Source organism: Nonomuraea sp. NPDC050663 (genome assembly GCF_044456985.1).
Taxonomy (GTDB): domain Bacteria; phylum Actinomycetota; class Actinomycetes; order Streptosporangiales; family Streptosporangiaceae; genus Nonomuraea.
The window spans coordinates 125075-150725 of record NZ_JBITGL010000008.1; the positions used below are offsets into that span (position 1 = coordinate 125075).

General features: G+C 69.8%; 24 protein-coding genes. 13 read left to right on the top strand and 11 right to left on the bottom strand.

The features are described from left to right. The first annotated feature begins 160 nt into the window (after positions 1–160). Both ACIBH1_RS25445 and ACIBH1_RS25450 read left to right on the top strand, forming a co-directional pair. Positions 161–1081, top strand: coding sequence for a hypothetical protein (locus ACIBH1_RS25445; RefSeq protein ID WP_397316413.1), 921 nt, complete (start codon positions 161–163; stop codon positions 1079–1081). A gap of 367 nt (positions 1082–1448) precedes the next feature. Next, on the top strand, positions 1449–2612 hold the full coding sequence (locus tag ACIBH1_RS25450) for a GEVED domain-containing protein (protein WP_397316414.1): 1164 nt from the start codon (positions 1449–1451) through the stop codon (positions 2610–2612). 252 nt (positions 2613–2864) lie between these two features. Here ACIBH1_RS25450 and ACIBH1_RS25455 read toward each other — a convergent pair whose 3' ends face one another. Further along, positions 2865–3848, bottom strand: coding sequence for a hypothetical protein (locus ACIBH1_RS25455; protein ID WP_397316415.1), 984 nt, complete (start codon positions 3846–3848; stop codon positions 2865–2867). Between the two features lie 178 nt (positions 3849–4026). Here ACIBH1_RS25455 and ACIBH1_RS25460 point away from each other — a divergent pair, with 178 nt between their 5' ends. Next, positions 4027–4617 (top strand): C40 family peptidase, encoded by a 591-nt coding sequence (locus ACIBH1_RS25460; protein WP_397316417.1) that lies wholly within the window; start codon positions 4027–4029, stop codon positions 4615–4617. 209 nt (positions 4618–4826) lie between these two features. Here ACIBH1_RS25460 and ACIBH1_RS25465 read toward each other — a convergent pair whose 3' ends face one another. Beyond that, entirely contained in the window at positions 4827–5096 is a 270-nt protein-coding gene (locus tag ACIBH1_RS25465) for a hypothetical protein (RefSeq protein WP_397316418.1), read from the bottom strand. Between the two features lie 432 nt (positions 5097–5528). On the opposite strand from ACIBH1_RS25465, the gene ACIBH1_RS25470 reads away from it, so the two are divergent. Together ACIBH1_RS25470 and ACIBH1_RS25475 are read left to right on the top strand one after the other, a co-directional pair. After that, positions 5529–6320 carry an NUDIX hydrolase gene (locus tag ACIBH1_RS25470; protein WP_397316419.1) on the top strand — a complete coding sequence of 264 codons (792 nt, stop codon included), beginning with the start codon at positions 5529–5531 and terminating at the stop codon, positions 6318–6320. After that, positions 6317–7105 carry an MBL fold metallo-hydrolase gene (locus ACIBH1_RS25475; RefSeq protein ID WP_397316420.1) on the top strand — a complete coding sequence of 263 codons (789 nt, stop codon included), beginning with the start codon at positions 6317–6319 and terminating at the stop codon, positions 7103–7105. The genes ACIBH1_RS25470 and ACIBH1_RS25475 overlap by 4 nt, the downstream gene beginning before the upstream one ends. Here the strand turns inward: ACIBH1_RS25475 and ACIBH1_RS25480 are convergent. After that, positions 7087–7767 (bottom strand): Crp/Fnr family transcriptional regulator, encoded by a 681-nt coding sequence (locus ACIBH1_RS25480; RefSeq protein WP_181610190.1) that lies wholly within the window; start codon positions 7765–7767, stop codon positions 7087–7089. The genes ACIBH1_RS25475 and ACIBH1_RS25480 overlap by 19 nt on opposite strands. Before the next feature lie 46 nt (positions 7768–7813). Beyond that, positions 7814–10078 carry a LuxR C-terminal-related transcriptional regulator gene (locus ACIBH1_RS25485; RefSeq protein WP_397316421.1) on the bottom strand — a complete coding sequence of 755 codons (2265 nt, stop codon included), beginning with the start codon at positions 10076–10078 and terminating at the stop codon, positions 7814–7816. Positions 10079–10313: 235 nt separating this feature from the next. Between ACIBH1_RS25485 and nth the strand changes: the two genes are divergently transcribed. From nth to ACIBH1_RS25500, 3 genes are read left to right on the top strand one after another with little or no spacing between them, the layout of a single operon-like run. Beyond that, complete coding sequence (nth, locus tag ACIBH1_RS25490) at positions 10314–11021, top strand: endonuclease III (RefSeq protein ID WP_397316422.1); 708 nt, start codon at positions 10314–10316, stop codon at positions 11019–11021. A gap of 41 nt (positions 11022–11062) precedes the next feature. Then, positions 11063–11695, top strand: a complete 633-nt coding sequence (locus ACIBH1_RS25495) for an NUDIX hydrolase (RefSeq protein ID WP_397316423.1) — start codon at positions 11063–11065, stop codon at positions 11693–11695. An 18-nt stretch (positions 11696–11713) separates the two neighbouring features. Beyond that, positions 11714–12472: a PIG-L deacetylase family protein gene (locus ACIBH1_RS25500; protein WP_397316424.1), complete on the top strand. Its 759-nt coding sequence runs from the start codon at positions 11714–11716 to the stop codon at positions 12470–12472. A 5-nt stretch (positions 12473–12477) separates the two neighbouring features. On the opposite strand, the gene ACIBH1_RS25505 is transcribed toward ACIBH1_RS25500, so the two are convergent. Continuing rightward, positions 12478–13647, bottom strand: coding sequence for a WS/DGAT domain-containing protein (locus ACIBH1_RS25505; RefSeq protein ID WP_397316425.1), 1170 nt, complete (start codon positions 13645–13647; stop codon positions 12478–12480). Between the two features lie 32 nt (positions 13648–13679). Then, complete coding sequence (locus ACIBH1_RS25510) at positions 13680–13901, bottom strand: hypothetical protein (protein WP_397316426.1); 222 nt, start codon at positions 13899–13901, stop codon at positions 13680–13682. 81 nt (positions 13902–13982) lie between these two features. On the opposite strand from ACIBH1_RS25510, the gene ACIBH1_RS25515 reads away from it, so the two are divergent. Continuing rightward, the gene (locus tag ACIBH1_RS25515; RefSeq protein WP_397316427.1) at positions 13983–15176 is read left to right on the top strand and encodes a MarP family serine protease; all 1194 of its coding nucleotides are present in this window, start codon (positions 13983–13985) and stop codon (positions 15174–15176) included. A 7-nt stretch (positions 15177–15183) separates the two neighbouring features. Here ACIBH1_RS25515 and ACIBH1_RS25520 read toward each other — a convergent pair whose 3' ends face one another. From ACIBH1_RS25520 to acs, 5 genes are all read right to left on the bottom strand, one after another. Further along, positions 15184–15624, bottom strand: a complete 441-nt coding sequence (locus ACIBH1_RS25520; protein WP_397316428.1) for a DUF309 domain-containing protein — start codon at positions 15622–15624, stop codon at positions 15184–15186. Then, positions 15621–16526 carry an alpha/beta fold hydrolase gene (locus tag ACIBH1_RS25525; RefSeq protein WP_397316429.1) on the bottom strand — a complete coding sequence of 302 codons (906 nt, stop codon included), beginning with the start codon at positions 16524–16526 and terminating at the stop codon, positions 15621–15623. The genes ACIBH1_RS25520 and ACIBH1_RS25525 overlap by 4 nt, the downstream gene beginning before the upstream one ends. Beyond that, positions 16519–17337, bottom strand: a complete 819-nt coding sequence (locus tag ACIBH1_RS25530; RefSeq protein ID WP_397316430.1) for a phage holin family protein — start codon at positions 17335–17337, stop codon at positions 16519–16521. Before ACIBH1_RS25530 ends, ACIBH1_RS25525 begins: the two co-directional genes overlap by 8 nt. Before the next feature lie 31 nt (positions 17338–17368). Then, positions 17369–18553, bottom strand: a complete 1185-nt coding sequence (nhaA, locus tag ACIBH1_RS25535) for a Na+/H+ antiporter NhaA (RefSeq protein ID WP_397316431.1) — start codon at positions 18551–18553, stop codon at positions 17369–17371. Between the two features lie 156 nt (positions 18554–18709). After that, positions 18710–20680, bottom strand: coding sequence for an acetate--CoA ligase (acs, locus tag ACIBH1_RS25540; RefSeq protein WP_397316432.1), 1971 nt, complete (start codon positions 20678–20680; stop codon positions 18710–18712). A 230-nt stretch (positions 20681–20910) separates the two neighbouring features. On the opposite strand from acs, the gene ACIBH1_RS25545 reads away from it, so the two are divergent. The 4 genes from ACIBH1_RS25545 to ACIBH1_RS25560 all read left to right on the top strand — a co-directional run bounded on the left by ACIBH1_RS25545 (position 20911) and on the right by ACIBH1_RS25560 (position 25648). Further along, positions 20911–21636: an oxidoreductase gene (locus ACIBH1_RS25545; RefSeq protein ID WP_397316433.1), complete on the top strand. Its 726-nt coding sequence runs from the start codon at positions 20911–20913 to the stop codon at positions 21634–21636. A gap of 682 nt (positions 21637–22318) precedes the next feature. Further along, the gene (gene ssd / locus ACIBH1_RS25550) at positions 22319–23365 is read left to right on the top strand and encodes a septum site-determining protein Ssd (RefSeq protein WP_397316434.1); all 1047 of its coding nucleotides are present in this window, start codon (positions 22319–22321) and stop codon (positions 23363–23365) included. 3 nt (positions 23366–23368) lie between these two features. Continuing rightward, positions 23369–24526 carry a TadA family conjugal transfer-associated ATPase gene (locus ACIBH1_RS25555; protein ID WP_397316435.1) on the top strand — a complete coding sequence of 386 codons (1158 nt, stop codon included), beginning with the start codon at positions 23369–23371 and terminating at the stop codon, positions 24524–24526. A 438-nt stretch (positions 24527–24964) separates the two neighbouring features. Beyond that, entirely contained in the window at positions 24965–25648 is a 684-nt protein-coding gene (locus ACIBH1_RS25560) for a type II secretion system F family protein (protein ID WP_397316436.1), read from the top strand. The last annotated feature ends 3 nt before the right edge of the window (positions 25649–25651 follow it).

A 25651-nucleotide genomic window follows, 5' to 3' on the forward strand; every position in this document is an offset into this window, starting at 1 on the left:
CTCCGGGCTCGGCCGACCACCCCGCGGTTCACCCCGGGCAGGCCGGAACCCTGTGCTACGCTCCGCGCTCATCCAGCGCCCAGCGCCTCCGGTCGCCCCAGTTCCCTGCCGCGTGCCCCGTCGCCGCCATGCAGGAGCGCCGCTGACTACCGGGAGTAGCGTGAATCCTGCCAGCCTTACCTCCTGGCTCCTCTCGCAAGCCACCCACGAACGCCTGTACCTGGCGCACGTCGCGGCGATGGTCCTGCTGGTGCTCACCACCTCCGCCTGTGGTCTGGCCGGCTTCCGCGAGGACGCCCTGGGACCGGCGAAAAGCACACTCGGAACCACAGGCTTCCCGCCCGTGCAGGACCAGGCCGCCGGATCAGGGCCGCAACCGTGGCTGGGGCGCCGGCTGGTCCTCGACGAACCGTTCACGCACGGGCGAGTAGGGCCCGCCCAGCCCTGGGGATGGCAGACCGGCGCCTACCCTGACTGCCGGACCAACCCTGACAACTACAAGCTGGACCTCCTGTCCAAGCGCGCGCTCGACTTCTCCGACGGCAAGCTGCGCATCACCGCCTCGCCGGCCCGGGACGGGCGATGGCAGACCGGGCTCGTGACCAGCGGCGACTCCTGCAGCTCCGGCGGGCTCGGGTTCGAGGTGACCACGGACGACCTCGTCATGGCCCGCGTCAGGCTGCCCCGCTCGAACGCCGGGGCCTGGCCGGGGATCTGGACGTGGCGGGAGGGGGGCAACGAGGTCGACCTCTTCGAATGGCACTCCGATCGGCCGCACACGCTGGAGTTCGTCAATCACTTCCGCGGTGACGGGAAGTACTGGACCGACCCCGCGGTCGTCGACCGGGGGAAATGGCTGAACGTGGCCGTTCACCTCGGACGTCGTCAGGTGACCTGGTATGTCGGGTCCACCCGGGGGCGCATGAGAGTGGTGTTCGCCGACCGGTTCGGCGTCGGGCCGCGCTTTCGGGCGCACTTGATCATCAACTTGTCCGTCGACGATGGGCGGCTTCACGCTTCGCCCCAGACGTCCAGCCCGTTCGCGTTTCACATCGACTCCGTGGCCGTGTATCGCCGCTAGGGCCTCAGCGATTACGCCGGGGCAACACGCCACGGCGGCATCGGTGCTAGAAGCCGGAGAAGGCGGACGCTAGATTTGGCAGCCTTCTCAGAAGGGGCAGCTCCGCGCTCTCGCGTATTTCGCATTGAGCCGATCCGCGCTATTGAAATGTCTAGCCTGCGGACCCCGCGAACGTCAACGCCGAAACAAATCATCGGCGATCACCGCTTGCCAGAACTTTATGTCGCTGCACCGCCCATTCGGTTGCTTGGCGGATGGACACCGGGCAGCATTCCAAGCGAAGCCGACATGAGCACCGCGCACGCCTGAAAGGGTAACCAGATTGCATTACCAGTGGAATGGATTCTCGCGATCCATGGTCATCCTGATGTCAACAGTTCTTGTGGCCGCAACACCAGCCTCCATCGCATCCGCCGCAGGGGACTCCACCACTCCTCCGTGGGCCATGGTCAATTCACCGGAGCGAGCCCGCGCGGTCGCGCCCTCGGGCATCACGATGACGGTCACCAAGAAAATGGCCACGGGCACCCGGATCTCGCAGGCCGATGTTCTGCCGGCCAACGCGAAAGCACCCGCCGACGAGTATCTGATTCCGGTCAACGCAAAAGCAGCCGCGGGAATCAGCGACCTGTACGAAGGCTTCCGGGTGCGGCCCAACGGCTGGACCGACGTCGCGAGCCTGACGTTCACCTTCTCCAAGCCGGTGCGCAACCCGCGCCTTCACGTCGCAGGGACGGGAGGCGCCAGCGCCGACAAGGCAGGGAACCGCGAAGACTACTGGCCAGGACTGCGCCTGGCGCAGAGCAACGCCGGCAGCCCCACTTTCACCAAGGTGGCGGGCTTCCCCGGCTTCGAGGTCAGCCCCCAGGTCATCGCCCCCACGGCCGTCGGCCCCGAGCAGGAGACGACCTGCGGCGTCGTCTACATGTGCGGAACTGCCCAGGTCAACGGCATGATCTCGTCATTCACGCTGGACCTTCTCGCCCGCAACGTCCGCCGCGGACTGCCCGCCGGCGATCCTTTCGTCTGGGGCGTCTTCCGCATCACCTTCGAAGAGGACGCGTCGGACGCACCGGCGTCGTACGGAGCGGCGACCCACTCGATCTCGGCCCTGTCGATCGGACCTGACGTCACGGCGGACCTCCCCGACACCATCAGCTTCACGCCGAGGCGAGTCGCCACCGACGTCGACGACGCCGCGACAGGCGTTCTCCCTGATGGCACGCTCAGGGCGCAGCAGGGCGAGCGCATCCGGCTGTCGGTGCCGATGAGAAGCGCCTCGGCAGCCGTCCTGGCCGGGTGGATCGACTTCAACCGCGACGGTGTCTTCCAGCCCTCGGAGAGGGCATCGGTCTCGGCGCCGGCCGGCTCGTCCAGGCCCGTGCTGACGTGGACCGCACCGCGCGAGGTGAAGCACGGGCCGACGTGGGTGCGGCTGCGCACCGCCGCGAGCCCGGAGACCCTGACCTCGCCCTCGGGCTGGGCCGCCACGGGCGAGGTGGAGGACTACCGCGTCACCCTTCGCCGATAGCGCCGACCACGGAGCGGCCCTATATAAAGCCAGCTAATCGCTCACGGGACGATTGCCTATCTCCTTGTCGAGCAGCGGTCTAGACAATCTCCAGGAATCACCATGTCGGCCATCCGGCCGAAAGGATGGGCTACAGTTCTCTGTGTGGTCGCCCGCCACGCGGATGGGCTTTCCCTTCCATCCTGGGCCCGGCGGTGCATCGGACTTGAAATGCCTTCCTCAAGTCTGGATGCAGAAAGAGCCGGGCCCTCTTCATGCTTGTGAGTCCGCACCAGTCCACAAGTATGTAACCTTGACCCAGCCGTTGGTGGTCATGCCGAGATCCTTCCAGAAGATCTCGTCAGCGAGGTCGATGCCGGCTGGGTTGAGGACCTTTCTCGATCGGTCGTCGAGACCTTGGTTGTATCTGTGGAGGTAGGCGCTTTCGGCCTGGGGCCGGCCGCGCGGGAGGTCTTTCCACATCTGGCGCACGGACCGCACATTCCAGTAGTCGTCGCGGATGTTCCACGGGCCGACGTCCCACACCGGCGCCACCGTGCACTTCTTCTTGTGGCAGACCCGCACTTCGTAGGCTTTTTCGTCGATCGCGATATTGAGCGCGCGCCGCGAAGGCAGGGCGACGAAACGGTCTGACGACTGGATGATGTGCCCGTTCGCGGTCGTGCCGCCGACCAGTCCGATTCTGGTGGCGAACACGCGACTGGAAACGGGCTTGCGATCGCGCCGTCTCTCGATCGCGCTCTGATCGGCGATGAGGACGAGGCGCAGGCTCTTCACCTCGGGGCCGGGGGCGCCCTCGTCACGGAGCAGGGTGATTCTGGCCTGCACGCCCTCCGCGGCGGCAGGCAGGACGACCGCCTCACCATCCGCTGACGCTTCTCGCCATTCCGTCCATTTTCCGCCGGTGAGCTGGCCGCGTAGCTCGAGCATCACGCTGGAGTCGGTGGACGTCTGGGCGTGCAGGTAGGGCCTGACCTGGGCGACCCGCATGTCCGCGCGGATTATTCGGGTGACGTAGAAGCCTTCGGTCTGGCTGGTCGTCGCGGTGCGCTCGGGCTGCATGGCCGGTAGTCGCAAGCCTCGGCCGGCGTGGTCGATGTTGTATTCGCTCGCGCCCGTGGCGGTCAGGTCAATGGTGAGATCACGGGTCGTTGAATGTGCTCGGCCTTCATCGGCCAGCGCCACGCATGAGATGACGGAAGTAAGCAGCGTTGCGACGATGGTGAGATTGCGCAATGCTGCCTGCCTTTCTTTTGAAGATTGGCCGACTTCCGGCCTGAGTGGCATCGGATCAATGCCCTTCCTCCCATCTCGCAAACCTCGGTCCGTGCTTGCCATCACGTGGTTGAAAAGTGACAATATATCGGCACCTATCCGGGCATACCGCCACGGTACTTTCTAGCCTAGGAAGGGTGTGGACAACGTGCTGGCAATTGGGATGGCGGCGCTTTTGGCGGCGTCATTGAGCCCCGCTCCAGCAGACCATGAGCGCATCTACGACCACCGTGCCTGTTCGATCGCCGGCAGTGATACCGAAGCCGATCTGACGCGCTATGGCTGCACCGTGAGAATGGCCCACGACAGCGGCCGGGTCGCCGCGAGGGCTGCGCTGAGTGCCATCGGAGAACCCTATGTATGGGGCGGGGGAGGGCCGAGGGGTGCGACCACCGGAATCAAGCGCGGCAGCAACGTCAAGGGGTTCGACTGCGCGGGCCTGACCGAGTACGCCTGGGCCCAGGCCGGCATTTCCATCGGTCCCGACACCTACGCTCAGTGGCGTTCCGGGACGCGAGTCGCGCGGCGCGCGATGCGCCCTGGTGACCTCGCGTTCTTCGAGACGAACGCCAAGCGCCGGGGGCCTGACCACGTCGGCGTGGCGATCAACATCGAACAGATGGTCGTGGCGCCGTTCACGGGGGCGTCGGTCCGCATCGAGAAGATCGATCGGAGGAGTTTCGTCGGCGCCGTCCGCCCCGTTGAGGACCTTCGTGGTGACGACCGATAGCGGGCAGCAAATTGCCCCCTGATCCTGCTCCCCGGAGCGGGGGCGAGATCAGGGGGCAATTTTAGACTGAGCGACGAAGAGTGCCCGTCTTCGTCCATCTTCGTACCGCATCGGGAAGGTTGGTACCGTCCCGCGGAAAGATGCCCCCCGCCGGTGTTAACCGTTAATGGCGCACCGGCAGGAATGGGAGCTAGTCAGGGTGCCTGGACTCAGCCGTCGTTGCCCTCGACGTCGGTGAGGCTGGTGTTGTTGGTCAGCAGGTTGAGGTTGATGCGCTCCAGGTGCGCGATCGTCAGGACGTCAACCTCGTTGTTGTTGAGCGCGTGGTTGAGCACCGGCACGACGATCGACGCCGGGCTGTTGGCGTTGCCGACGTTGTCGTCGTTGCCGCCTTCCCACGTGGCCGCAGAGGCGGCGGTGGACGAGGCGGCCAGGAAAGCTCCTGCGGCGAGCGCACCGATGACAATGCGACGAAGCATGTTTACTTCCTCCAGTATGCGAACGGAATTTGGTGGCGCCGCCTAATGACTACGGCAGCTGCGCCATGGATGACTACCTTGCCGCGCCACGACGATTGTTTCCACCATGTCACGGCGCAATAAGGTCAAGGCCAGCCATTGATTCTTTGGTACTGCCCCTGTCGCCCATGCCCGGGTGCGGCGACTTTCCGATCGCGCTGCATGTTCCCTGATCTCTTATGCGCCGCATGAAGTAAGTCTGAACATTCCTTGCCCGGACTGCCCGAGCCCCCGGATTCGTGAATTGGAATAACCCAGCCACCGGGAATTCTCCTGATGATCTTGAATCTCTGGAGGCGAAGTTTCGCGCGCCCCACCGGATCCCCGTCCCGCCCTTCCCGCACGAAACCGCTGCTCGTACTATGACCGAGTAATGTTCTACTGGGGGCCACCGTGACACTTCCCGCCGAACTCCTCGACCGCGCCAGGGCCATCGCCGCCGGCACGCTCGAACCCGTCCCCGCCAAGGACGCCGCCACCGTCGTCCTCCTGCGCGACAACATGCATGTCTACCTGCTCAGACGCAAGGCCACGATGGCCTTCGCGGCCGGCGCCTACGTCTTCCCCGGCGGCTCGGTCGACCCGCGCGACACCGACCACGCGATCGCCTGGGCGGGTCCGAGCGTCGCGGAGTGGGCGAGCATCCTCCGGTCGGACGAGGCGACGGCGCGTGGGCTGGTCTGCGCCGCCGTACGCGAGACCTTCGAGGAGTCCGGCGTCCTGCTCGCGGGCCTGAGCGAGGACGAGGTGGTCGCCGACACGACGGGCGACGACTGGGAGGCCGACCGGCTGGCCCTGATCGACCGCAGCCTGGCCTTCGCCGACTTCCTGGCCAAGCGCGGCCTGGTGCTGCGCACCGACCTGCTGAAGGCGTGGGCCCATTGGATCACGCCCGACGTGGAGACCAGGCGCTTCGACACCCGCTTCTTCGTGGCCGCTCTGCCGTACGGCCAGCGGACCCGCGACGTGGGCGGCGAGGCGGACAAGGTCGTGTGGCAGCGCCCCCAGGAGGCGCTCCGGCTGGCCGACGACGGCAAGATCTTCCTCATGCCGCCGACGTACGTGACCCTCCAGGAGCTGACGGAATACGCGCAGGCCACGGAGGTCTTCGCGGCGGAGCGGGAGATCACGCCGATCCAGCCGCGGGTGATCGAGGTCGACGGAGAGGTCAAGCTGATCCTATGAGCGGCCTGTACATCCCCATCGACACGCCGGACGGTTCCCGCACCGAGCATGCCGAGAACCTCCTGGCGCCCAATCCCGGAATGATGACGCTCGACGGCACCAACACCTGGGTCATCGGCGGCGAGCAGTGCGTCGTGGTCGATCCCGGCCCTGACGACGAGGCGCACCTGCTGAGAGTGCGTGATCACCTCGGCGACCGGAATGTCACCCAGATTCTCCTGACCCACGGGCACGTCGACCACAGTGGCGGCGCACGCAGGTTCGCCGAGCTGGTGGGGGCCCCGGTGAGGGCGCTCGACCCCGCGCACCGCCTGGGCGAGGAGGGCCTGCAGGACGGCGACGTCGTCACCGTCGCGGGCGTGGAGCTGCATGTGTACGGCACGCCCGGCCACTCGTTCGACTCGCTGTGCTTCTGGCTTGCGCAGGACCGGGCGATGCTGACCGGCGACACGGTGCTGGGGCGCGGCACGACGGTCATCGCGCAGGACGGCGGCCTGGGCGACTATCTGCGCAGCCTCGACAGGCTGAGGGCGGCGGCGGAGGAGCTGGAGGCGCTGGCCCTGCTGCCGGGGCACGGCCCGGTGCTGCCCGACCCCCTGAAGGCCCTGGACGGCTACATCGCCCACCGGCGCGAGCGCCTCGACCAGATCAGGAAGGCGCAGGCCGCGGGCGCCAGGACGGCGAGCGAGGTCGTGGCGATCGTCTACGCGGACGTGGACCGGGCCCTCTGGCCGGTGGCAGAGGTCTCGGTCCGCGCGCAGCTGGACTACCTGGAGCGGTTGTAGAGCCGGTCGAGGTCGAGGATGGTGACCGCCTTGGCCTCGATGCGCAGCCATCCGCGCTGGGCGAAGTCGGCCAGGGCCTTGTTGACCGTCTCGCGTGAGGCGCCGACGAGCTGGGCGAGCTCCTCCTGGGTGAGGTCGTGGTGCACCCGCACGCCGTCGTCGGTCTTGGTGCCGAAACGCTCGGCCAGGTCGAGCAGCTGCTTGGCGACGCGGCCAGGCACGTCGGTGAAGACGAGGTCGGCCAGGACGTCGTTGGTGCGGCGCAGCCGCTGGGCCAGGGCGCGCAGCAGGTGGAGCGCGACCTCGGGGCGGCCGGTCAGCCAGGGCCGCAGGTCGTCGTGGCCGAGCCCGGCCAGCCGCACGTCGGTGAGCGCCGTGGCGGTCGCCGTACGCGGGCGGGGGTCGAACAACGACAGCTCGCCGAACATCTCGCTCGGCCCGAGCACGCTGAGGAGGTTCTCGCGCCCGTCCGACGAGGTGCGCGACAACTTGATCTTGCCGTCGAGCACGACGTACAACCGGTCGCCGGTCTCGCCCTCGTTGAAGAGCGTCTGTCCCTTGGACAGCTGGACCTCGGTGATGCTCGTGCGCAGCGCCGCGGCGCTCTCGCGATCGAGCGCTGCGAACAGGGGGGCCTTGCCCAGCACGTCTTCGGTGTTCACTCTGCCTCCTCTGTTCTCATTGTGACGCACGGCACGCACCGGGTGGCTAATCGGGGCGTGCCAGCTCCAGCACGTCACGAATATAGGCGCGTCGCGACACATCCAGCTTGGTGAGGATATGGTCCATGTGGGCGTCCACGGTGCGTTTGGAGATGACGAGCTTCTCGGAGATCTCCCGGTTGGAGAGCCCCTGCGCGGCCAGCACGGCCACCTCGTACTCCCGCTGGGTCAGCGCGGAGATCGCCGGGGCCGACACCTTGCGGAGCAGCCGGTCGCTGTCGTGCTCGGCCGAGGCGATCGTCAGCTCCAGCGGATGCGCCGCGCCCGCGCGCCAGGCCTCCTGGTGCCGCCCCTCGTCCATACCCGCCTGGATGGCCTTCATCGCCCGCTGGTGCAGGCTCTCCAGCACCACCTGGCCGCTGAGCCGTTCGCTGGCCCGCCGCCACAACATGTCGGCGGCCCCCAGCAGCCACGAGGCGCGCTCGAACCGGTCCTGGGCCGCGCTGATCCAGGCCAGCACCTCCAGCCCGTAGGCGGTGCCCACGGGGTCCTCCAGGTCGTGTTTCATGCGCATGGCCAGGCGCGCCGACTCCGTGGCCTCCTCCATGCGGCCCTGCAGGAACTGCGCCATGCCGCTGATGAGGTAGGCGTAGCTGTTCATCCACCGCTCGGCCGGGTCGAGCTGCTCGCGCGTGCGGCGGCAGTCGGCGATGGCCTCGTCGAGCTTGCCGATGTGGAGCATGAGGTTGCCGCGCACGCCGTAGAACAGGCCCAGCCCTGCGTAGTTGTCGTGGGCCTCCAGCAGCCGCGTGGTGATCTCCGACGCCCTGATCGCGGTCTCGAAGTCGCCGAGGAAGTCGGAGCCCATCAGGATGTACAGCTGGCCCCTGCCCTCCAGCCACGGATCGCCCAGCACGCGGCCGATCTCGGCGGCCTCGCGGGCGTCACGCACGCCCTCGCGCGAGTGGCCGCAGAACATCGACAGGTGGGCGCGGATGTTGAGTGTCCACGACCGTTCCTTGGACGGCTCGGGCGGCAGCAGGTCGAGCACGCGGGTCTGCCAGGTGCAGCCCTCGGCGGGCCGGCCGACCAGGTGCCAGTAGCACCACAGGCCGCCGCTGAGCGCCGTGGCCCGCGCCCGGTCCGGTTTGGTGACCGCGTGCTCCAGGGCGACCTGGAGGTTCTCGTGGTCGACGCGCAGCCGCCTGGTGCGCGGGAGCTGGTCGGCGGCGAAGGTGTGCTCGCCGTACTCCACCGCCAGGGCGGTGAAGCGCGCCAGGTGCAGGTCGCGCATCCTGACCAGGTCGCCGGCGGCCTCCAGCTGCTCGGCGCCGAACTCGCGGATCGTGTCGAGCATCCGGTAGCGGTCGTCGCCCACCCGCCGCACGATGCACCGCTCGACCAGCCCGGCCAGCGACTCCAGCACGTCGTCGCCGGTGAGCTCCTCGCTCCTGCACACCTCCTCGGCCGAATCGAGGTCGAAGCCGCCCGCGAAGACCGACAGCCGCCGCCACAGCAGCCGTTCCTGCTCGGTGCACAGCTCGTGGCTCCACTCGATGGCCATGCGGAGCGTGCGGTGGCGCTCGACGCGCGAGTGGCGGCTGCCGGTGAGCACCTTCAGGCGTTTGCCCAGGTTGGCGGCGAGCCGGTCGAGCGGCACGGTGCGCAGGCGTACGGCTGCCAGCTCGATGGCCAGGGGGATGCCGTCGAGGCAGCTGCAGATGTCGACGACCTGCTGCCGGTTGGCCGCCTCGACGGTGAAGCCGGGCACGGCCGCCGAGGCCCGCTGCTCGAAGAGCTCCAGGGCGTCGCCGCCGCCCGCCGCGATCGGCAGCGGTTCGAGGACGAAGATGTGCTCGCCGGGCGTGTTGAGCGGCTGGCGGCTGGTGGCCAGCACGCACGCCCATCCCGTACGGCTCAGCACCTCGTCGGCCAGCGCGCCGCAGGCGCCGATGAGGTGCTCGCAGGTGTCCAGGATGATCAGAGCGCGGGTGTCGCGCAGGAAGTCGATGATCGCGTCCATCGGGGCGCGCTGGTCGGGCAGGCCCAGCCGGGCCGCCAGGGCGCCGGGCAGCAGGTCGGGATCGCGCAGGCCGGACAGCTCGATCATGCGGACCCCGCCGTCGTAACGATGGGAGATCGCCGCGACCGCCTGCAGGGTCAGGCGTGTCTTGCCCACCCCTCCGGGACCCACCACGGTCACCAGGCGATGGGAGTCGAGCGCATCCATCAGTCCTGAGACCTCCAGCTGACGTCCGACGAAGCTGGTGACGGCGGCGGGGAGGTCGACGACGTGGGCGGCGGGGGACATGGCGCCTCCTGTGTTCGACATATGACGCTGAGTCAGCAATTCACCCTAGTCCGGCATGGCGGACGGTGACGGCCCAATCACATACCTAGAAGGCCCCGTGGCCTCGAATACGTATGTGTCCCGATGCCGGTACGGCAGGGCGGGGGCCACCCTGGAGGTCCGGCCGCGTCACCGTGTCGGAGGGGACATCGAGGGTGGCGCGGCCGCACGCGCGCCGAGCATCTACCCTGGCCGCATGGCCATGGATGAGCGTCCCGCACTCGCGCTGGTTCGTCGCGCCCGCAAGATCAATCGCATCCTGACGGAGACCTACCCCGACGCCCACTGCGAGCTCGACTTCACCAACCCGCTCGAGCTGCTGGTCGCCACCATCCTGTCGGCCCAGTGCACCGACAAGCGCGTCAACATGGTGACGCCGACGCTGTTCGCCAAGTACCCCACGGTCGAGGACTACGCCGCGGCCGACCGTGCCGAGATGGAAGAGATCATCAAGTCCACGGGCTTCTTCCGCGCCAAGACCAACAGCATCATCGGCATGGCCCAGGCGGTGTGCGACCGCTACAAGGGCGTCGTGCCGCACCGGCTGAAGGACCTGGTCACGCTTCCCGGCGTCGGACGCAAGACCGCCAACGTCGTGCTCGGCAACGCCTTCGGCGTTCCCGGGCTGACCGTCGACACCCACTTCCAGCGGCTGGTGCGCCGCTTCGGCTGGACCGACGAGACCGACCCGGTCAAGATCGAGCACATCGTCGCCGAGCTGCTCCCGCGCAAGGAGTGGACGATGTTCTCCCACCGGGTCATCTGGCACGGCAGGCGCATGTGCCACGCCCGCCGCCCGGCCTGCGGCGTGTGCCCGCTGGCCGCCCTCTGCCCGTCGTACGGCACGGGCCCGACGGCGGAGAAGGAAGCCTCCAAACTGGTGCGACCCGGACCGTTTTCCTGACCCGGGGAAGCATTTCCCGCCGGGCGAGCGTTGGAGATCGCATGGCCCCCGACTGGCTGCACACCCTCGTGGCGAAGGCAGCACGATCCCCCGTGCCCGCGGGCATGCGACCGCCGGATGACGGCAGCGGCCGCCCGGCGGCGGTCCTGATGCTGTTCGGCGAGGGCCCCGACGTCCTGCTCATCCAGCGCAGCTCGCGCGGGCGGCGCCACGCGGGCCAGCCGGCCTTCCCCGGCGGCGGCCTCGACCCCGACGACGACGGAGCCGTCGGAGCGGCCCTGCGCGAGGCCCAGGAGGAGACCGGTCTGGTCCCCGAGGGCGTCGAGATCGTCGGCACCCTGCCCGAGCTGTACGTCTGGCGCAGCGACAACCGCGTGACCCCCGTCGTGGGCTGGTGGCGCACCCCCTGCGCCGTGCACCCCGCGTCGCCCGACGAGGTCGAGGCGGTCGAGCGGGTGCCGATCGCCGAGCTGGCCGACCCGGCCAACCGGCTCAAGCTGCGCCACCCGAGCGGCTACTCGGGCCCCGCCTTCCAGGTGCGCGGGCTGCTGGTGTGGGGCTTCACGGCGGGCATCCTCGACAACATGCTGCGCTGGTGCGACTTCGAGCGTCCCTGGGACCACCACCGCGTGGAGGACCTTCCGCCGGACGTGGTCAATCTCGCCGCCCGCTAGTGCGGGAGAATGTCCGGCATGACGACTCTGCCTGCCCTGCCCGAAGAGTCCTTCCAGCGTGTGCTGTGCGTCGTCGCACACCCTGACGACATGGAATACGGCACGTCCTCGGCCGTCGCCCGCTGGACCGCACGCGGCATCGAGGTCGGCTACCTCCTGCTCACGCGCGGCGAGGCCGGCATGCCGAACCCACCCGAGGAGACCGCGCTCCTGCGCGTGGCCGAGCAGCAGGCCGCCTGCGCCGCCGTCGGCGTCAAGCACCTGACCGTCCTCGAACACCCGGACGGCGTGCTCGTCTACGGGCTCGACCTGCGCCGTGACATCTGCCGGGAGATCCGCCGGTTCAAGCCCGACGTCGTCCTCGGCACCGGTTACGACATCGAGACGCCCTACGGCTTCGACCAGGCCGACCACCGGGCGACCGGGCTCGCGACGCTCGACGCCGTGCGCGACGCGGGCAACCGGTGGGTCTTCCCCGAGCAGATCGACGACGAAGGCCTCGAACCGCACTCGGCGCGCTGGTACATCGTCCCCGCCTTCGCCGCCTCCGCGACCCACGGCGTGGAGGTCACGGGCGAGCCGCTGAGCCGGGGCGTCGCCTCGCTCGAGGCCCACGCCGCCTACCTGGCCGCGCTCCCCGGCCACCCCGTTCCGGCGGAGTTCATCCCGAAGTTCGCCGCGATGAGCGGCAAGGCCATGGGCGTCGAGCACGCGGTCCTGTTCCGCGCGCACGACCTGCAGGCGCCGCCGGAGTTCCCCGACGACACCGACGACTGACGGGGCTACAGGGCCAGGTCGTGCAGCTCCTGCTGCAGCTCGTTGGCGAACTTGTCGGCGAACTGGGCCCGCTGCGCGTCGGAGACGACACTGATCGTCACCGTGTCGCCGTAGCCGTGCAGCATCATGCAGATGCCATGAGGCGGCTGCAGGATCGTCGCCCCCACGATGTCGGTCACCGGGCGGCCGGCCAGCGCGAGCGGCTCCGTGGGGATGGGGACGTTCGAGCAGACGATGTTGCTCATCAGCGGCATCCAGATGGTGCGCATGAGCGCGACCTGGCCCGCCACGCCCATCGCGGCCGTCGCCTGGGTGAGCAGGGCCAGCCCCCGCGCCTGCGACAGCCGCTTGGCCCTGGCGGTGCGGGCGTGCACGGTGGCCAGGCGGCCCTTCGGCAACGACACGTTGAGCGGCAGGCGCACCCTGATCATGGCGAGCTGGTTGCCGAGCACGTGCGCGGTGCCCGCCGTACGCAGATTGACCGGGACCATGACGAAATGGGGGCCCTGCGTGCGGCCCATGCGGCGGACGGCGCCGGCGACGGCGGCCAGGTAGACGTCGTTGAGCGTCTCAGGACGGGTCCTGGCGGTGTCGAGGAGCCGCCTGGGCACCCTGACCACGGCCAGGTGCCTGCCGGGGCCGTGCGGGCCGTTGAAGGGCAGCCCGCGCCCCGGGCGTTCGGCCAGCGCCGTCAGCAGGCCGGTGAGATGGGTGCGGTTCGCGGGCTGGCTGACCGTGGCGGGCTCCCGCGACCAGTCGGGATGCGGTTCGCCCTCGCCGAGCAGGTGTCGCAGGACGAGAGAGGCGGCCACGCCGTCGAGCAGCGCGTGGTGCGAGCGGAACAGCAGGGCGAACTCACCGTCGGCGTAGCCGGTGAGCAGGTCGAGCCGCCACGGAGGATCGAGGCGCTCGCCGAGCAGGGTCGCGGCGGTGTCGGACTCGGAGGTGGTGGCGTGGATGCCGACGTGCTCGGTGGGGTCGAGTCGCTCGCGCACCACCCATCGGCGGCCGTCGAAGCGGCATCGCAGCCGGGCCAGCGGCGCCAGCCGTACGGCCACCAGGTCCTGGAGCTCCTCGCACGACGGCGCGGCTCCCTGGAAGCGCACCAGGAATCCGAACGTCGCGGCGCCCTGGAGCCGGTCCTGGGTGAGGAAATGACGATCGACACGGTTCATGTCCGCCTCCACGCAAGGTAGCGGACCAAATACTAAACGCGAGTATCGGCGGAATGCTCGGCTTTTCCGATATCGGTGAGTACGTCGTCGATCGCCCACAGCAACGTCTCGTCCGTCTCGCTCGCACGCAGGTACCGCAGCACCAGCAGTGCCCGGCGCCGCTCGGGCACCGTACGCATCATCTCCACCCCGCGCAGCCGCTCGCTGAGCGTCTCCCCGGCGCACATCCGGCGGGCCAGCATGAAAGCTTCCACAGTCCGACGGTATTCCCGCAGGTCAATCGCTCCTCACAGAAGAGGTGCACAATTGACTTCCGCGCTGGATACCTTTGAAGCGTGCGCGGCGATCTGCTTGACCTCATTTTGATCGGCCTCGTGATCGCCTTCGGCATCTCGGGCTACCGTCAGGGCTTCATCATCGGGGCGATGAGCTTTGTCGGCTTCGCCGGCGGGGTCGTGCTCGGCGTCTTCATCGCGCCGCCCATCGCCAAGGCCGTCGTCGACGGCGACATCGAGCAGGCGCTGCTGGCCATCGTCATCGTCTTCCTGACCGCCACCATCGGGCAGTTCGCCTCCTCCACCATCGGCGCCGTCGTACGCAGCCACGTCACCTGGGAGCCCGCCAAGGTCGTCGACGCCCTCGGCGGCACGCTGGCCAGCGGCCTGTCCGTGCTGGTGTTCGCCTGGCTCGTTGGCAGCCTGCTGGTCTCCAGCTCCTTCACCCCGATCGTCGACCAGATCCGCAACTCCCTGCTGCTCAGCACGGTCGACGAGGCGGTGCCGGAAGCGGCCAAGGACTGGCAGAAGCCGTTCAAGGAGTTCATCGACCGCTCGGAGTTCCCGCCGGTCTTCGACGCCATAGGCGGCAGCAACCTCATCGAGGTCGCCGAGCCCGACGCCGGCGTGCTCAAGGGCAATGCCCGCCTGGAGCGCGCGCGCAACAGCATCGTCAAGGTCCAGGGCACCGCCGAGAGCTGCGGCAAGCGCATCGAGGGCACCGGCTTCGTCTTCGCCCGCGACCACGTCATGACCAACGCCCACGTCGTCGCCGGCGTCACCGCCGACCTGCGGGTCACCGACTACCGCTTCGACACCAAGGAAGCCGTGGTCGTGCGCTACAACCCCAGCCGCGACATCGCCGTCCTCTACGTGCCGGGGCTGAGCCTGCGGGCGCTGTCGTTCGACGGCTCCGCCCAGTCGGGCGACAACGCGATCATCGCCGGCTATCCCAAGGGCAAGGGCTTCACCCCCGAGGCGGCCCGCATCCGCGGCACCCAGAAGGCCACCGGGCCCGACATCTACCGCAGCGAGAACGTCACCCGCGAGGTCTACGCCATCCGCGGCAAGGTCCTGCCGGGCAACTCGGGCGGGCCGCTCCTGACCGACCAGGGCCAGGTCTTCGGCGTCATTTTCGCCGCCGCCACCGACCGCAAGGACACCGGCTACGCGCTCACCGCCGGCGAGGTGTCCCAGGACGTGAGGCTGGGGCAGAGCGACACGACACCGGCCAGCACCCAGTCCTGCGACTAGACCGGTCTCAGGGCAGGGCCCGCAGGATGTCGCCGATCGCCCGGCCGGCGTCGCTGTCGTCGGCCAGGCCCGAGGCGATGCGGCCGACCTGGTGGTACGGCCCGCCGTACGCCTGCACCTTGGCCGCTCCCCGGCTGAAGAGCGTCACCGCGCCGCGGCCGTTGCCGCGCTGCAGGTGGGTGAGACCGACGCAGATCTGGGCCAGGCCCTGCCACAACTCGCGCTCGTCGTCGGGGGCGCACTTCCAGCGGCCCTCGAAGATCTCGTGCGCGTGGAAGGGGCGCTGCGCCGCGAGCATCTCCCTGGCGTCGGCCAGGGCCTGCTCCGTGGTGGGCGCGTAGTCGTCGGGCACGCGTTCCACACCTTCCGAGCCGTACGGCAGCGGCCTGCCGTACTCGTCTCTGGGCCGGGCGTTGCGCGGGCGGCCCAGCGGGTCTCTGTCTCTCACCGGTCGGGCTCCGGATCGGCCAGCCAGCCGGCCAGCTCGGTGTCGAACGCCTCCGGCTGCTCCTCGTGCGGGAAGTGCCCGGCGCCCTCGATGAGCTTCCAGCGGTACGGCGCGGCCACGTAACGGCTCGAACCCTGGGCGGTGCGGGGGAGCGTGCAGCTGTCGAGCGCGCCGTGCAGCTGCAGCGTGGGCGCCTCGATCTCGGTGTGCATCGCGCGCGCGTAGCGCAGGCCGTCGGGCCGGAGCTGCGAGCGGGCGAACCAGCGGTGGTACTCCAGCGCGGAGTGCGGCACCGCGTTGATGCGGAAGGCCTCCTCGTAGACCTTCGCGGTCTCGTCGTCGGGGAAGCCGGGACCCGCCCAGTCGGTGAGGATCTGCCTGACCCGCTTGGGCAGCCGCCTCTCCGGCAGGAAAGGCAGCTGGAAGCCCAGGGAGTAGGCGCTGGCGCGCAGCTGGCCGAACGGGTCGGTCAGCAGCGAGCTGCGCAGCCGCAGGGGATGCGGCGCGCCGACGACGACCAGGCGCTGCACCGACTTGGGCGACAACGCCGCCATCGTCCAGGCGAGCAGCCCGCCCCAGTCGTGACCGACCACGATCGCGCTGGTCTCGCCGAGCGCGCGGATCAGGCCTGTCGCGTCACTGGCCAGCGTGGGCAGGTCGTAGCCGCGCGGCGGCTTGTCGCTGCCGCCGTAGCCGCGCAGGTCGACGGCGACGGCGCGGTAGCCGCGCTCGGGCAGGCTCTTCAGCTGGTTGCGCCAGGTCCACCAGAACTGCGGGAACCCGTGGAGCAGCAGGACCAGCGGCCCCTCGCCCGCCTCCACCGCGTGGAAGCGGGCGCCGGCCGCGTGGATGGACCGGTGCGTCCAGGGGCCGTCGAGCTGGACGACCGACTCGTCAGCCATCGGCGGGCTCCGCCACGTCCTTCAGGCCCTTCAGGGAGTCGCGGGTGCGCTTCATCCCGGTCAGCCCCTTGAACCGGCGGGTGCCGATGAGGACGGCCACCCCCGCGACCAGCAGGTAGAAGAGCGTCACGATGAGGAACGCCGCCGAGCTCGGCAGGCCGGCCGCCAGATGCGGGACGAACAGGTAGGCGAGGTAGCCGAAGAGCACGGCCAGGGCCAGGTAGGCCAGGCCGAACAGCACGATGGCCGCCCCCGGAGCCAGGCCCCTGCCGAAGCGGCGGGCCAGCAGGGAGGCGAGGTAGCCCAGGACCGCCGCCACGGCCACCGCGATCACGATGGGCAGCAGGGTGGTCAGCCAGGCGGGCATCGCGAACGACTCGATCCACCGCTGCACGTGCGGAAGGCCGAAGAACAGGACGGCGCCGGTGACCTCCAGGAAGAGCACGCCCGCGAGCGCGCCTCCGACCGGCTGCGACGGTCCGTTGCCGAGGGTGCGCGCGCCCAGGAGGGCGAGGTAGCCCAGGAACGCGCCGGTGGCCAGGTAGGCCAGCACCGTCAGGACGACCGCCAGCCACGTCCACATGCCCTCGGACAGCAGGTAGCCGAGGGTGAAGGAGGCGAGGATCAGGCACAGGTGCGCGATGAAGGCCGCACCGGCCAGCAACCCCACGCCCGTGCCCACCCGCTTGGCGTCGAAGCGCAGCTCGGACTTGGCCAGCTCGATCTCGGCGCGCACCAGCGTGGAGATCTGGTCGGTGGCCTTGGCGACCAGAGAGCCGAGGGTCTCCTCGACTTCGGGAGCTTGTGACATGAGGGTCTCCTATCTGGACACGCCGGCCGTGTCAAACATCATCCTGTGTCCGCAGGCGCTTGCGCACCCTGACATGCAACAGCACCGCGGCGAGAACCGACGCGATGAGGCTGGCGGTGAGGACCCCCGTCGTCACCGCCCTGAACCGGGTCGGATCGTCGCCGTAGGCCAGCTCCCCGATCAGCAGCGAAACCGTGAAACCGATGCCGGCCAGGCACGACACCGCGGCCATGTCACGCCATTGCAGCTCCTCCGACAGCCTGGCAAGGCCGAGCCGTACGGCGAGCCAGGCCCCGCCGAACACGCCGAGGAACTTCCCGATCACGAGCCCCGCAATCACGCCGAGCACCACACGATCGGTGAAGATCCCGCCGAAGTCGTCGAGCACGACGCCGGCCGACAGGAACGCGAAGACGGGTACGGCGAAGCCGGCCGACAGCGGGCGGACGTATTGGTCGGCCTTCTCGGCGTGGTCGAGGTTGGTGAGCAGGCCGAGCGCGACGCCGGCGACGGTCGCGTGCACGCCGCTGAGCTCGACGAACAACCATGCCATGACGGCCAGCGGAAGGTAGAGCCACAGCGCCTTGACCTTCCTGCGCTGCAGGACGGCGTAGACGGCGATCGTCAGCGCGCCCAGCGCCAGCATGATCAGGTCGACGTTCTCGGTGTAGAAGATCGCGATGATGCTGATCGCGCCGAGGTCGTCGACGACCGCGCAGGTCAGCAGGAAGGCGCGCAGCGCCGCCGGCATCGCGCTGGCGGTGACGGCCAGCACGGCCAGGGCGAAGGCGATGTCGGTGGCGGTCGGGATGGCCCAGCCGTCTGCCGCTCCTGGCGCGCCCCAGCTGACGGCGAGGAAGACGACCGCGGGGACGATCATGCCGGCGACGGCGGCGATGATGGGCAGGGCCGCCTTCCTGACGTTGGAGAGCTCGCCGTGGACGAACTCCTCCTTGACCTCCAGGCCGGCGACGAAGAAGAAGATGGCCAGCAGGCCGCTCTGCGCCCAGTGGTAGAGCTCCAGCGGGCCCAGCGAGGTGTGCTGGAGTGCGGTGTAGCTGTCGTTCGCCACGTTGGCCCAGATCAGGGCGGCGACGGTGGCGACGAGCATGATGATGCCGCCGATGGTCTCCGTGCGCAGCGCTTCGGCCAGCGTGCGGGCGTATCGGACGGTTGGGCGGATGGGCCACATTTCCGCGGCGCGGCGCACGAGCATGTCCCCCTTGGTGACGGGTATCGCGGGTCGGTCCCCCGAATGCCGACCAGACTTCCCGGCTCACCTGGTGATCAGCTTACATGTCGTGCTTTCTGGCGCCCTGTCAGGTAACGCCCCCGCCTGCCGTACGGCGCGGCGGGGGCGTCGTGGCCTGGCTCAGTCCTCCGACTTGGCGCTCGGCAGCTTCTCCGAGATCAGGTTCATCACCGTGCTGTCGGCCAGCGTGGTGACGTCGCCGATGCTGCGGTTCTCCGCCACGTCGCGCAGGAGACGACGCATGATCTTGCCGGAGCGGGTCTTGGGCAGCTCGGGCACGACCAGGATCTGGCGCGGCTTGGCGATCGGGCCCAGCGTCTTGGCGACGTGGTTACGCAGCTCGGCGCCGATGTCGTCGCTCTCCTCCACGTTGCCGCGCAGGATCACGAACGACACGATGGCCTGGCCGGTGACCGGGTCGGTCGCGCCCACGACCGCCGCCTCGGCGACCTTCGGGTGGCTGACCAGGGCCGACTCCACCTCGGTGGTCGAGATGTTGTGGCCGGAGACGAGCATGACGTCGTCGACGCGGCCGAGCAGCCACAGGTCGCCGTCGTCGTCCTTCTTGGCGCCGTCGCCGGGGAAGTACATGTTCTCGAAGCGTGACCAGTAGGTGTCGATGTAGCGCTGGTCGTCGCCCCAGATCGTGCGGAGCATCGACGGCCACGGCTCCCTGACGACCAGGAAGCCGCCGCCGCCGTTGGGCACGCTGTTGCCCTGGTCGTCGACCACGTCGGCGTCGATGCCCGGCAGCGGGCGCATGGCGGCGCCCGGCTTGCCGTGCGAGATGCCGGGCAGCGGGCTGATCATGATCGCGCCGGTCTCGGTCTGCCACCACGTGTCCACGACCGGCGTCTTGCTCGCGCCGATGTGCTCGCGGTACCAGACGTAGGCCTCGGGGTTGATCGGCTCGCCGACCGAGCCGAGGAGCCTGAGCGACGACATGTCGAACTTCGCGGGGATGTCGTCGCCCCACTTCATGAACGTCCGGATCGCGGTGGGCGCGGTGTAGAGGATCGTGACCTTGTACTTCTGGACGATCTCCCAGAACCGGCCGCGGTGCGGCGTGTCGGGGGTGCCCTCGTAGATGACGCTGGTGGCGCCGTTGGCGAGCGGGCCGTACACGATGTAGCTGTGCCCGGTCACCCAGCCGATGTCGGCGGTGCACCAGTAGATGTCGGTCTCGGGCTTGAGGTCGAAGACCGCGTGGTGCGTCCAGGCGGTCTGGGTCAGGTACCCGCCGGTCGTGTGCAGGATGCCCTTGGGCTTACCGGTCGTGCCGCTCGTGTACAGGATGTACAGCGGGTCCTCGGCGTCGTGCGGCTGCGCCTCGTGCTGGTCGCTCTGCTTGGCGACCACGTCCTCCCAGAAGACGTCGCGGTCGTTGACGGCGATCTCCTGGTTGGTCCGGCGCACGACCAGGACCTTCTCGACGTTCGGCGTGTTGGCGACGGCCTCGTCGACGGTCGGCTTGAGCGCCGACGGGTTGCCGCGGCGGTAACCGCCGTCGGCCGTGATCACCAGCTTGGCGTCGGCGTCCTCGATGCGCGACTGCAGCGCGCTGGCGCTGAACCCGCCGAAGACCACGCTGTGGATCGCGCCGATGCGGGCGCAGGCCAGCAGCGAGATCGGCAGCTCGGGGATCATCGGCATGTAGATGGCCACGCGGTCGCCCTTGCGGACGCCGAGCTCCTGGAGGGCGTTGGCGGCCCGGTTGACCTCGCGCTGGAGGTCGGCGTAGGTGATGGTCCTGCTGTCGCCCTCGGGCTCGCCTTCCCAGTAGTAGGCGACCTTGTCGCCGTTGCCCGCCTCGACGTGGCGGTCGACGCAGTTGTAGGCGACGTTCAGCTGACCGCCCACGAACCACTTCGCGAACGGGGGGTTCCACTCGAGCGTGGTGTCCCACTTCCGGGACCAGGTCAACCTGTCGGCCGCCTGCTCCCAGAAGCCCAGTCGGTCGGCTGCGGCCTGCTCGTAGGCGTCCGCGGTGATGTTCGCGGCGGCGGCGAGCTCGGCCGGTGGTGCGAACCGGCGGGTCTCCTGCAGGAGATTGGACAGCGTCTCCTGACTCTCTGGGGCGTTATCGGCCACTTTGCACTCCTTCTGCGGCATAGGTCGGATCCAACTTCACCAGCTCAGCGGGTGTGAAGGCAAGAGGTCTAGACAGGTATGTACCGATCTGTCGGAGCCGCCCGCTTGTCAGGTGCCGCTGACTGCTGCAATTAAACCGTTGTCACATTGACATCTTCTAAATATGGAACGAGCCAATTGGGCCCCCTTTATGTGGGAGGTTTGGCTACTCGCCGGTAAGGTCGGGCGTTGTGAGCGATCCGCTGGTTGTCATCGCCGAACTCCCCGGCGTGCAGGAATCCATCGAGCAGGCCCGCCAGGCCGTCGACCGGCTCTATCGTCACCGGGTGCTGCGCCGGCGCAGCCCGGAGGTGTCGGCGGAGTCGGCGCTGCGCGGGGCCAGGGCCTCGGCCGCGCTGTCGGGCGTCGACGTCACCCTCGACGACCTGCGATCGGGCACGGTCACCGACCCGGTCGTCCAGGGAGCGCTGCGCGCCTCGGCAGAGCTCGGACGTCTCGGCTCGACGTGGCGGGCGTCCCCCCGCCAGGTGCTTGCCCGGCTCCACACCCTGGCCGCCCGCGGCCTCGCCGACGACGACACGCTCGGACGGCCCGCCGCCGGGTCCCCGCGGCTCGACGCGCTGATGTCGCTCGTGACCTCGGGCTCCAAGGCGCCCGCGCTGGTCCTGGCGGCGATCGTGCACGCCGAACTGGCCGTGCTCGAGCCCTTCGGCACCGCCGACGGCGTGGTGGCGCGAGCTGCGGAACGGCTGACGCTGGTGGAGTTCGGCCTCGACCCCAAGGCGCTGGTGCCGGCCGAGCTCGGGCACCTCGGCGCGGACTACGGGACGGCGCTGGAGAGCTACGTGACGGGCACGCCGTCGGGGGTGGCCGCCTGGGTCCAGCACTGCGCCGAGGCCGTCGTGGTGGGGGTCAGGGAGACCACGGCCATCTGCGAGGCCATGCAGCGAGGGTGACCGATTACGGACACGGCTGTCCGATTTGGACGCGGCTGTCTGATTAGGCACGGCCGTCGGCTTGGGCGCGGCTGTCTGCTGCTGAGGACATAGCTGACGGCGCCTCGCAACCGAGACGCCGTCTGCCGTACGTCGCGCCAGGCTACCAAGCGTGCACCTCTAATTCGTCGGAGCGGGTCAAGCCCAACTCGACGCGCCTCCCGCGGCTGGTCGCGCGTGGGTACCTGGTTGACGTACCGGACAAGAGGTCCGTGTCACCTTTCTACGTCGGATTCGGCCTGATGGGAACCCCTGGGACCAAGACCTTTACCCATGGTTGGCCGCCAGCCTTGATCACTGGCTGTGATGGGGTGCTGGCGGCCCCGAAAAAACTTAGCGAAAATGCGAGATTGCTCCTCGACGAAACTCGTTCGGATCGGGCAGCATACGGTGGTATCTCCCGAAACTGGAGCGACTGTGCACGGGTTTGCTTTGCAAGTCTCTTGCCATGCTCTGGTCAAGTGATGAAAGCTTTCTTCTGAAACGGGACCGGCTCTACCCCCCCGGAGCCGGACCGGTCAGGCGACCCCCGCTCTCCCCCCCGGCGGGGGTCGCCCCTTTTCTGGCGACCTTTCGGGTTCCCCGTCCACAGAACCCCGTTCGGCGGCCCGGGTGGAGGGTCTGACCCCCGATCGTTGCCCGCATGAACCGCCGCCCCCTGGTCATCACGGAAGACCGCGCGCTCCTCGACGACCTGGTCCGCATAGCCGCAGCCGCCGGCGCCCAGCTCGACGTGGCCCACGCCCCCGCCCACGCCCGCCCCCACTGGAACCTCGCCCCGATGGTCGTGGTCGGCGCCGACCTGGCCGACGCCCTCGCCGCCACCGCCCCGCCCCCGAGAGACCGAGTCCTGCTGGTCACCCACGCAGCCGACGACCCCGACACCTGGCGCAGATGCGTGGCCGTGGGCGCCCGCACCGTCATCGACCTGCCCGCCTCCGAACGCCGCCTCGTCGAGGAGTTCGCCGACATCTCCGAACCCGAGCCGAGATCCGGCACCCTCGTCTGCGTCATCGGCGGCCGGGGCGGCGCCGGAGCCAGCGTCCTGTCCGCAGGCCTCGCCCTCCACGCCTCGGGCGCCCACCTCCGCACCCTCCTCCTCGACGCCGACCCCCTGGGCGGCGGCATCGACGCCCTCCTGGGCCAGGAGGAGGCCCAGGGAGCACGCTGGCCCGACCTGGTGGCACGAGAGGGCAGGGTCAGCTCCACCGCCCTCAGAGACGCCCTTCCCGCCTTCGGCGACCTGGCCGTGCTCTCCTTCCACCGGGGCGACCCCCGTCCGATCCCCGCGGAGGCCATGCGCTCCGTCCTCGAATCCGGCCTGCGCGGCTTCGACCTGGTGATCGCCGACCTCCCGCGCCACATCGACCAGGCCGCCGTCGAGGCCCTGACCCGGGCCGCGGGCACCCTCCTGGTGGTCTGCGCCGACGTCAGGGGAGTGCTCTCGGCCGCCCAGGTGCAGGAATCCATCCGCCACCACACCGCCGACATCCGCCTGGTCAGCCGCCCGGGAGCGATCGCCCCCGACACGATCTCCGCCTCCCTCGACGGCGCGCCCCACGTCGCCCAGATCCCCGACCACCCCCGCCTCGACGCCTCGCTCAACCGCGGCGAGATGCCCGCCCTCGGCCCCCGCACGCCCCTCGGCCGCCTGTGCTCCACCCTCCTCCAAGACCTGCTCCCGGCCTGACCCATGACCGTCACACCCGACCTGATGGAAGCGGTCAGGGTCCGCCTGGCCAGATCCGGCGTCGAGCCGACGGCCGCCCAGGTGGCGCTGGCCCTGCGCGCGGAGAAGGCCGTGTACGGCGACGCCGAGATCCTCCACGTCGCCCGCGCCCTGTGCGCCGACCTCATCGGCGCCGGACCCCTCGAGCCGCTCCTGGCCATGCCAGAGATCACAGACGTCCTGGTCAACGGCCCGAGAGACGTGTGGATCGACGACGGGCGGGGGCTGCGCCGCACCACGGTGACCTTCCCCGACGACCCCGCCGTCCGCCGCCTCGCCCAGCGCCTGGCCGCCTCGGCCGGCCGCCGCCTCGACGACGCCTCGCCCTACGTCGACGCCCGCCTGCCCGGCGGCGTCCGCCTCCACGCGATCCTCCCGCCCGTGGCCTCCGAGGGCACCTGCGTCTCCCTCCGCCTGCCGCCCAGGCGCACCTTCACCCTCCCCGACCTGGTGGCGGCCGGCACCATCGCCCCCGACGCCGTCCCCGTGCTGTCGGCGATCGTGCACTCCCGCCTGGCCTTCCTCGTCACGGGCGGCACGGGCACCGGCAAGACCACACTGCTCAGCGCCCTGCTCTCCCTCGCAGACCCCGGCGAACGCCTCCTGCTCGTCGAAGACTCCGCCGAACTCCGCCCCCTGCACCCCCACGTGGTCCGCCTCGAAACCCGCCCCGCCAACCTGGAAGGCGCCGGCGGAGTCACCCTCCGAGACCTCGTACGGCAGGCACTGCGCATGCGCCCCGACCGCCTCGTCGTGGGGGAGGTGCGCGGCGCCGAGGTGATCGACCTGCTGGCCGCGCTCAACACCGGCCACGAGGGCGGGTGCGGCACCCTCCACGCCAACGCGGCCGCCGACGTCCCGGCCCGCCTCGAAGCGCTCGCGTGCGCCGGCGGGATGAGCCGGGAGGCCGTGCACAGCCAGCTGGCGGCGGCGCTCGACGTGGTGATCCACCTGTCGCGCAGCCGGGCGGACGGCCGGCGCCGGGTGTCGGAGATCTGCCTGCTCAGGCGGTCGGCGTCGGGGTTCGTGTCGGCTGTGGCGGCGTTGACGTTTGACGTGGGTGGGGGCGTTTGCGTGGGGCCGGGCTTCGAGACGCTGATGAGCCGGGCTCCATCACCATGACCACCTCCCCGCCGCCCCATGGCTCCGCCTCATGGCACCGCTTCCGCATCGCCCCATGGCACCGCCCCCCACGCCCCCACCCCCGACTCGCGCCCTCATCCCGCCTTGCACTCGCCCTCGCCTCGCGCCTCGCCTCGCGCCTCGCGCCTCGCCTCGCGCCTCGCGCCTCGCCTCGCCCCTCGCCCCTCGGCCTTGCCCCCGCCCCCTCGCTCGCCGACCGGTCCTGCACCCACCTCTGCCTCGCGCCTTGCGCGCGCCCCTGCCTCGCGCCTCGCGCCCCACCCCGCCTCGCCTCCCTACGCCCGTCCCTCGCGCCCCGTGCCCCGCCCCTCGCGCGCCGACCGGTCCTGGCACCCACCCCCGGCACCCTCACCCGCCGGCTCTGGGCGCCCCAGCCATAACCCCCAATCACCATCACCAAGAGCAGCCGAGGCATCCATGACCACCATCCTCGCCACCCTGACCACCGCCATCGCCGTATGGCTACTGACCGGCCCGAACACCCCCACCACCCGCCTGTCCCACCTCCTCGCCCCCACCCACCCCCCGAACTGGCGCCCCCTGCTCCACCGCCTCACCCGCCCCCGCCCCGCCCGCCGTCAAGCGGCCTGGCGCGCAGCCTCCATCGACCTCTGCCAAGGCCTGTCCGCCGAACTCTCAGCAGGCCTCACCCCCGCCGAAGCCCTCACCAGAGCCGCGGCCACCGTCGACTTCCCCACCCCCGAGCCCGCCCGCCTCCTTGCGGCGGCCGCCAGAGACGGCGGCGACATCCCCAAAGCCCTGTCCACCTTCGGCTTCCACCACCTGGCAGCCTGCTGGACGGTCTCGACCACGGTCGGCGCCGGCCTCTCACCCCTCGTCGACCGCGTAGCCCAATCCCTGCGCGCCGACCAAGCCCACCGCCAGGACGTAGCCGCCCAACTCGCAGGCCCAAGAGCCACAGCCAGAATGCTCGCCGTCCTCCCAGCTCTCGGCCTCCTCATGGCCGCCGCCCTGGACATGAACCCTCTCGGCTTCCTCTTCGGCGGCCTCCCGGGCCTGTCGTGCCTGACCGCCGGTCTAGCCCTCGACGCCGCCGGCCTGTGGTGGACCCACCGCATGGCCGTACGAGCGGAGTCGTGACGG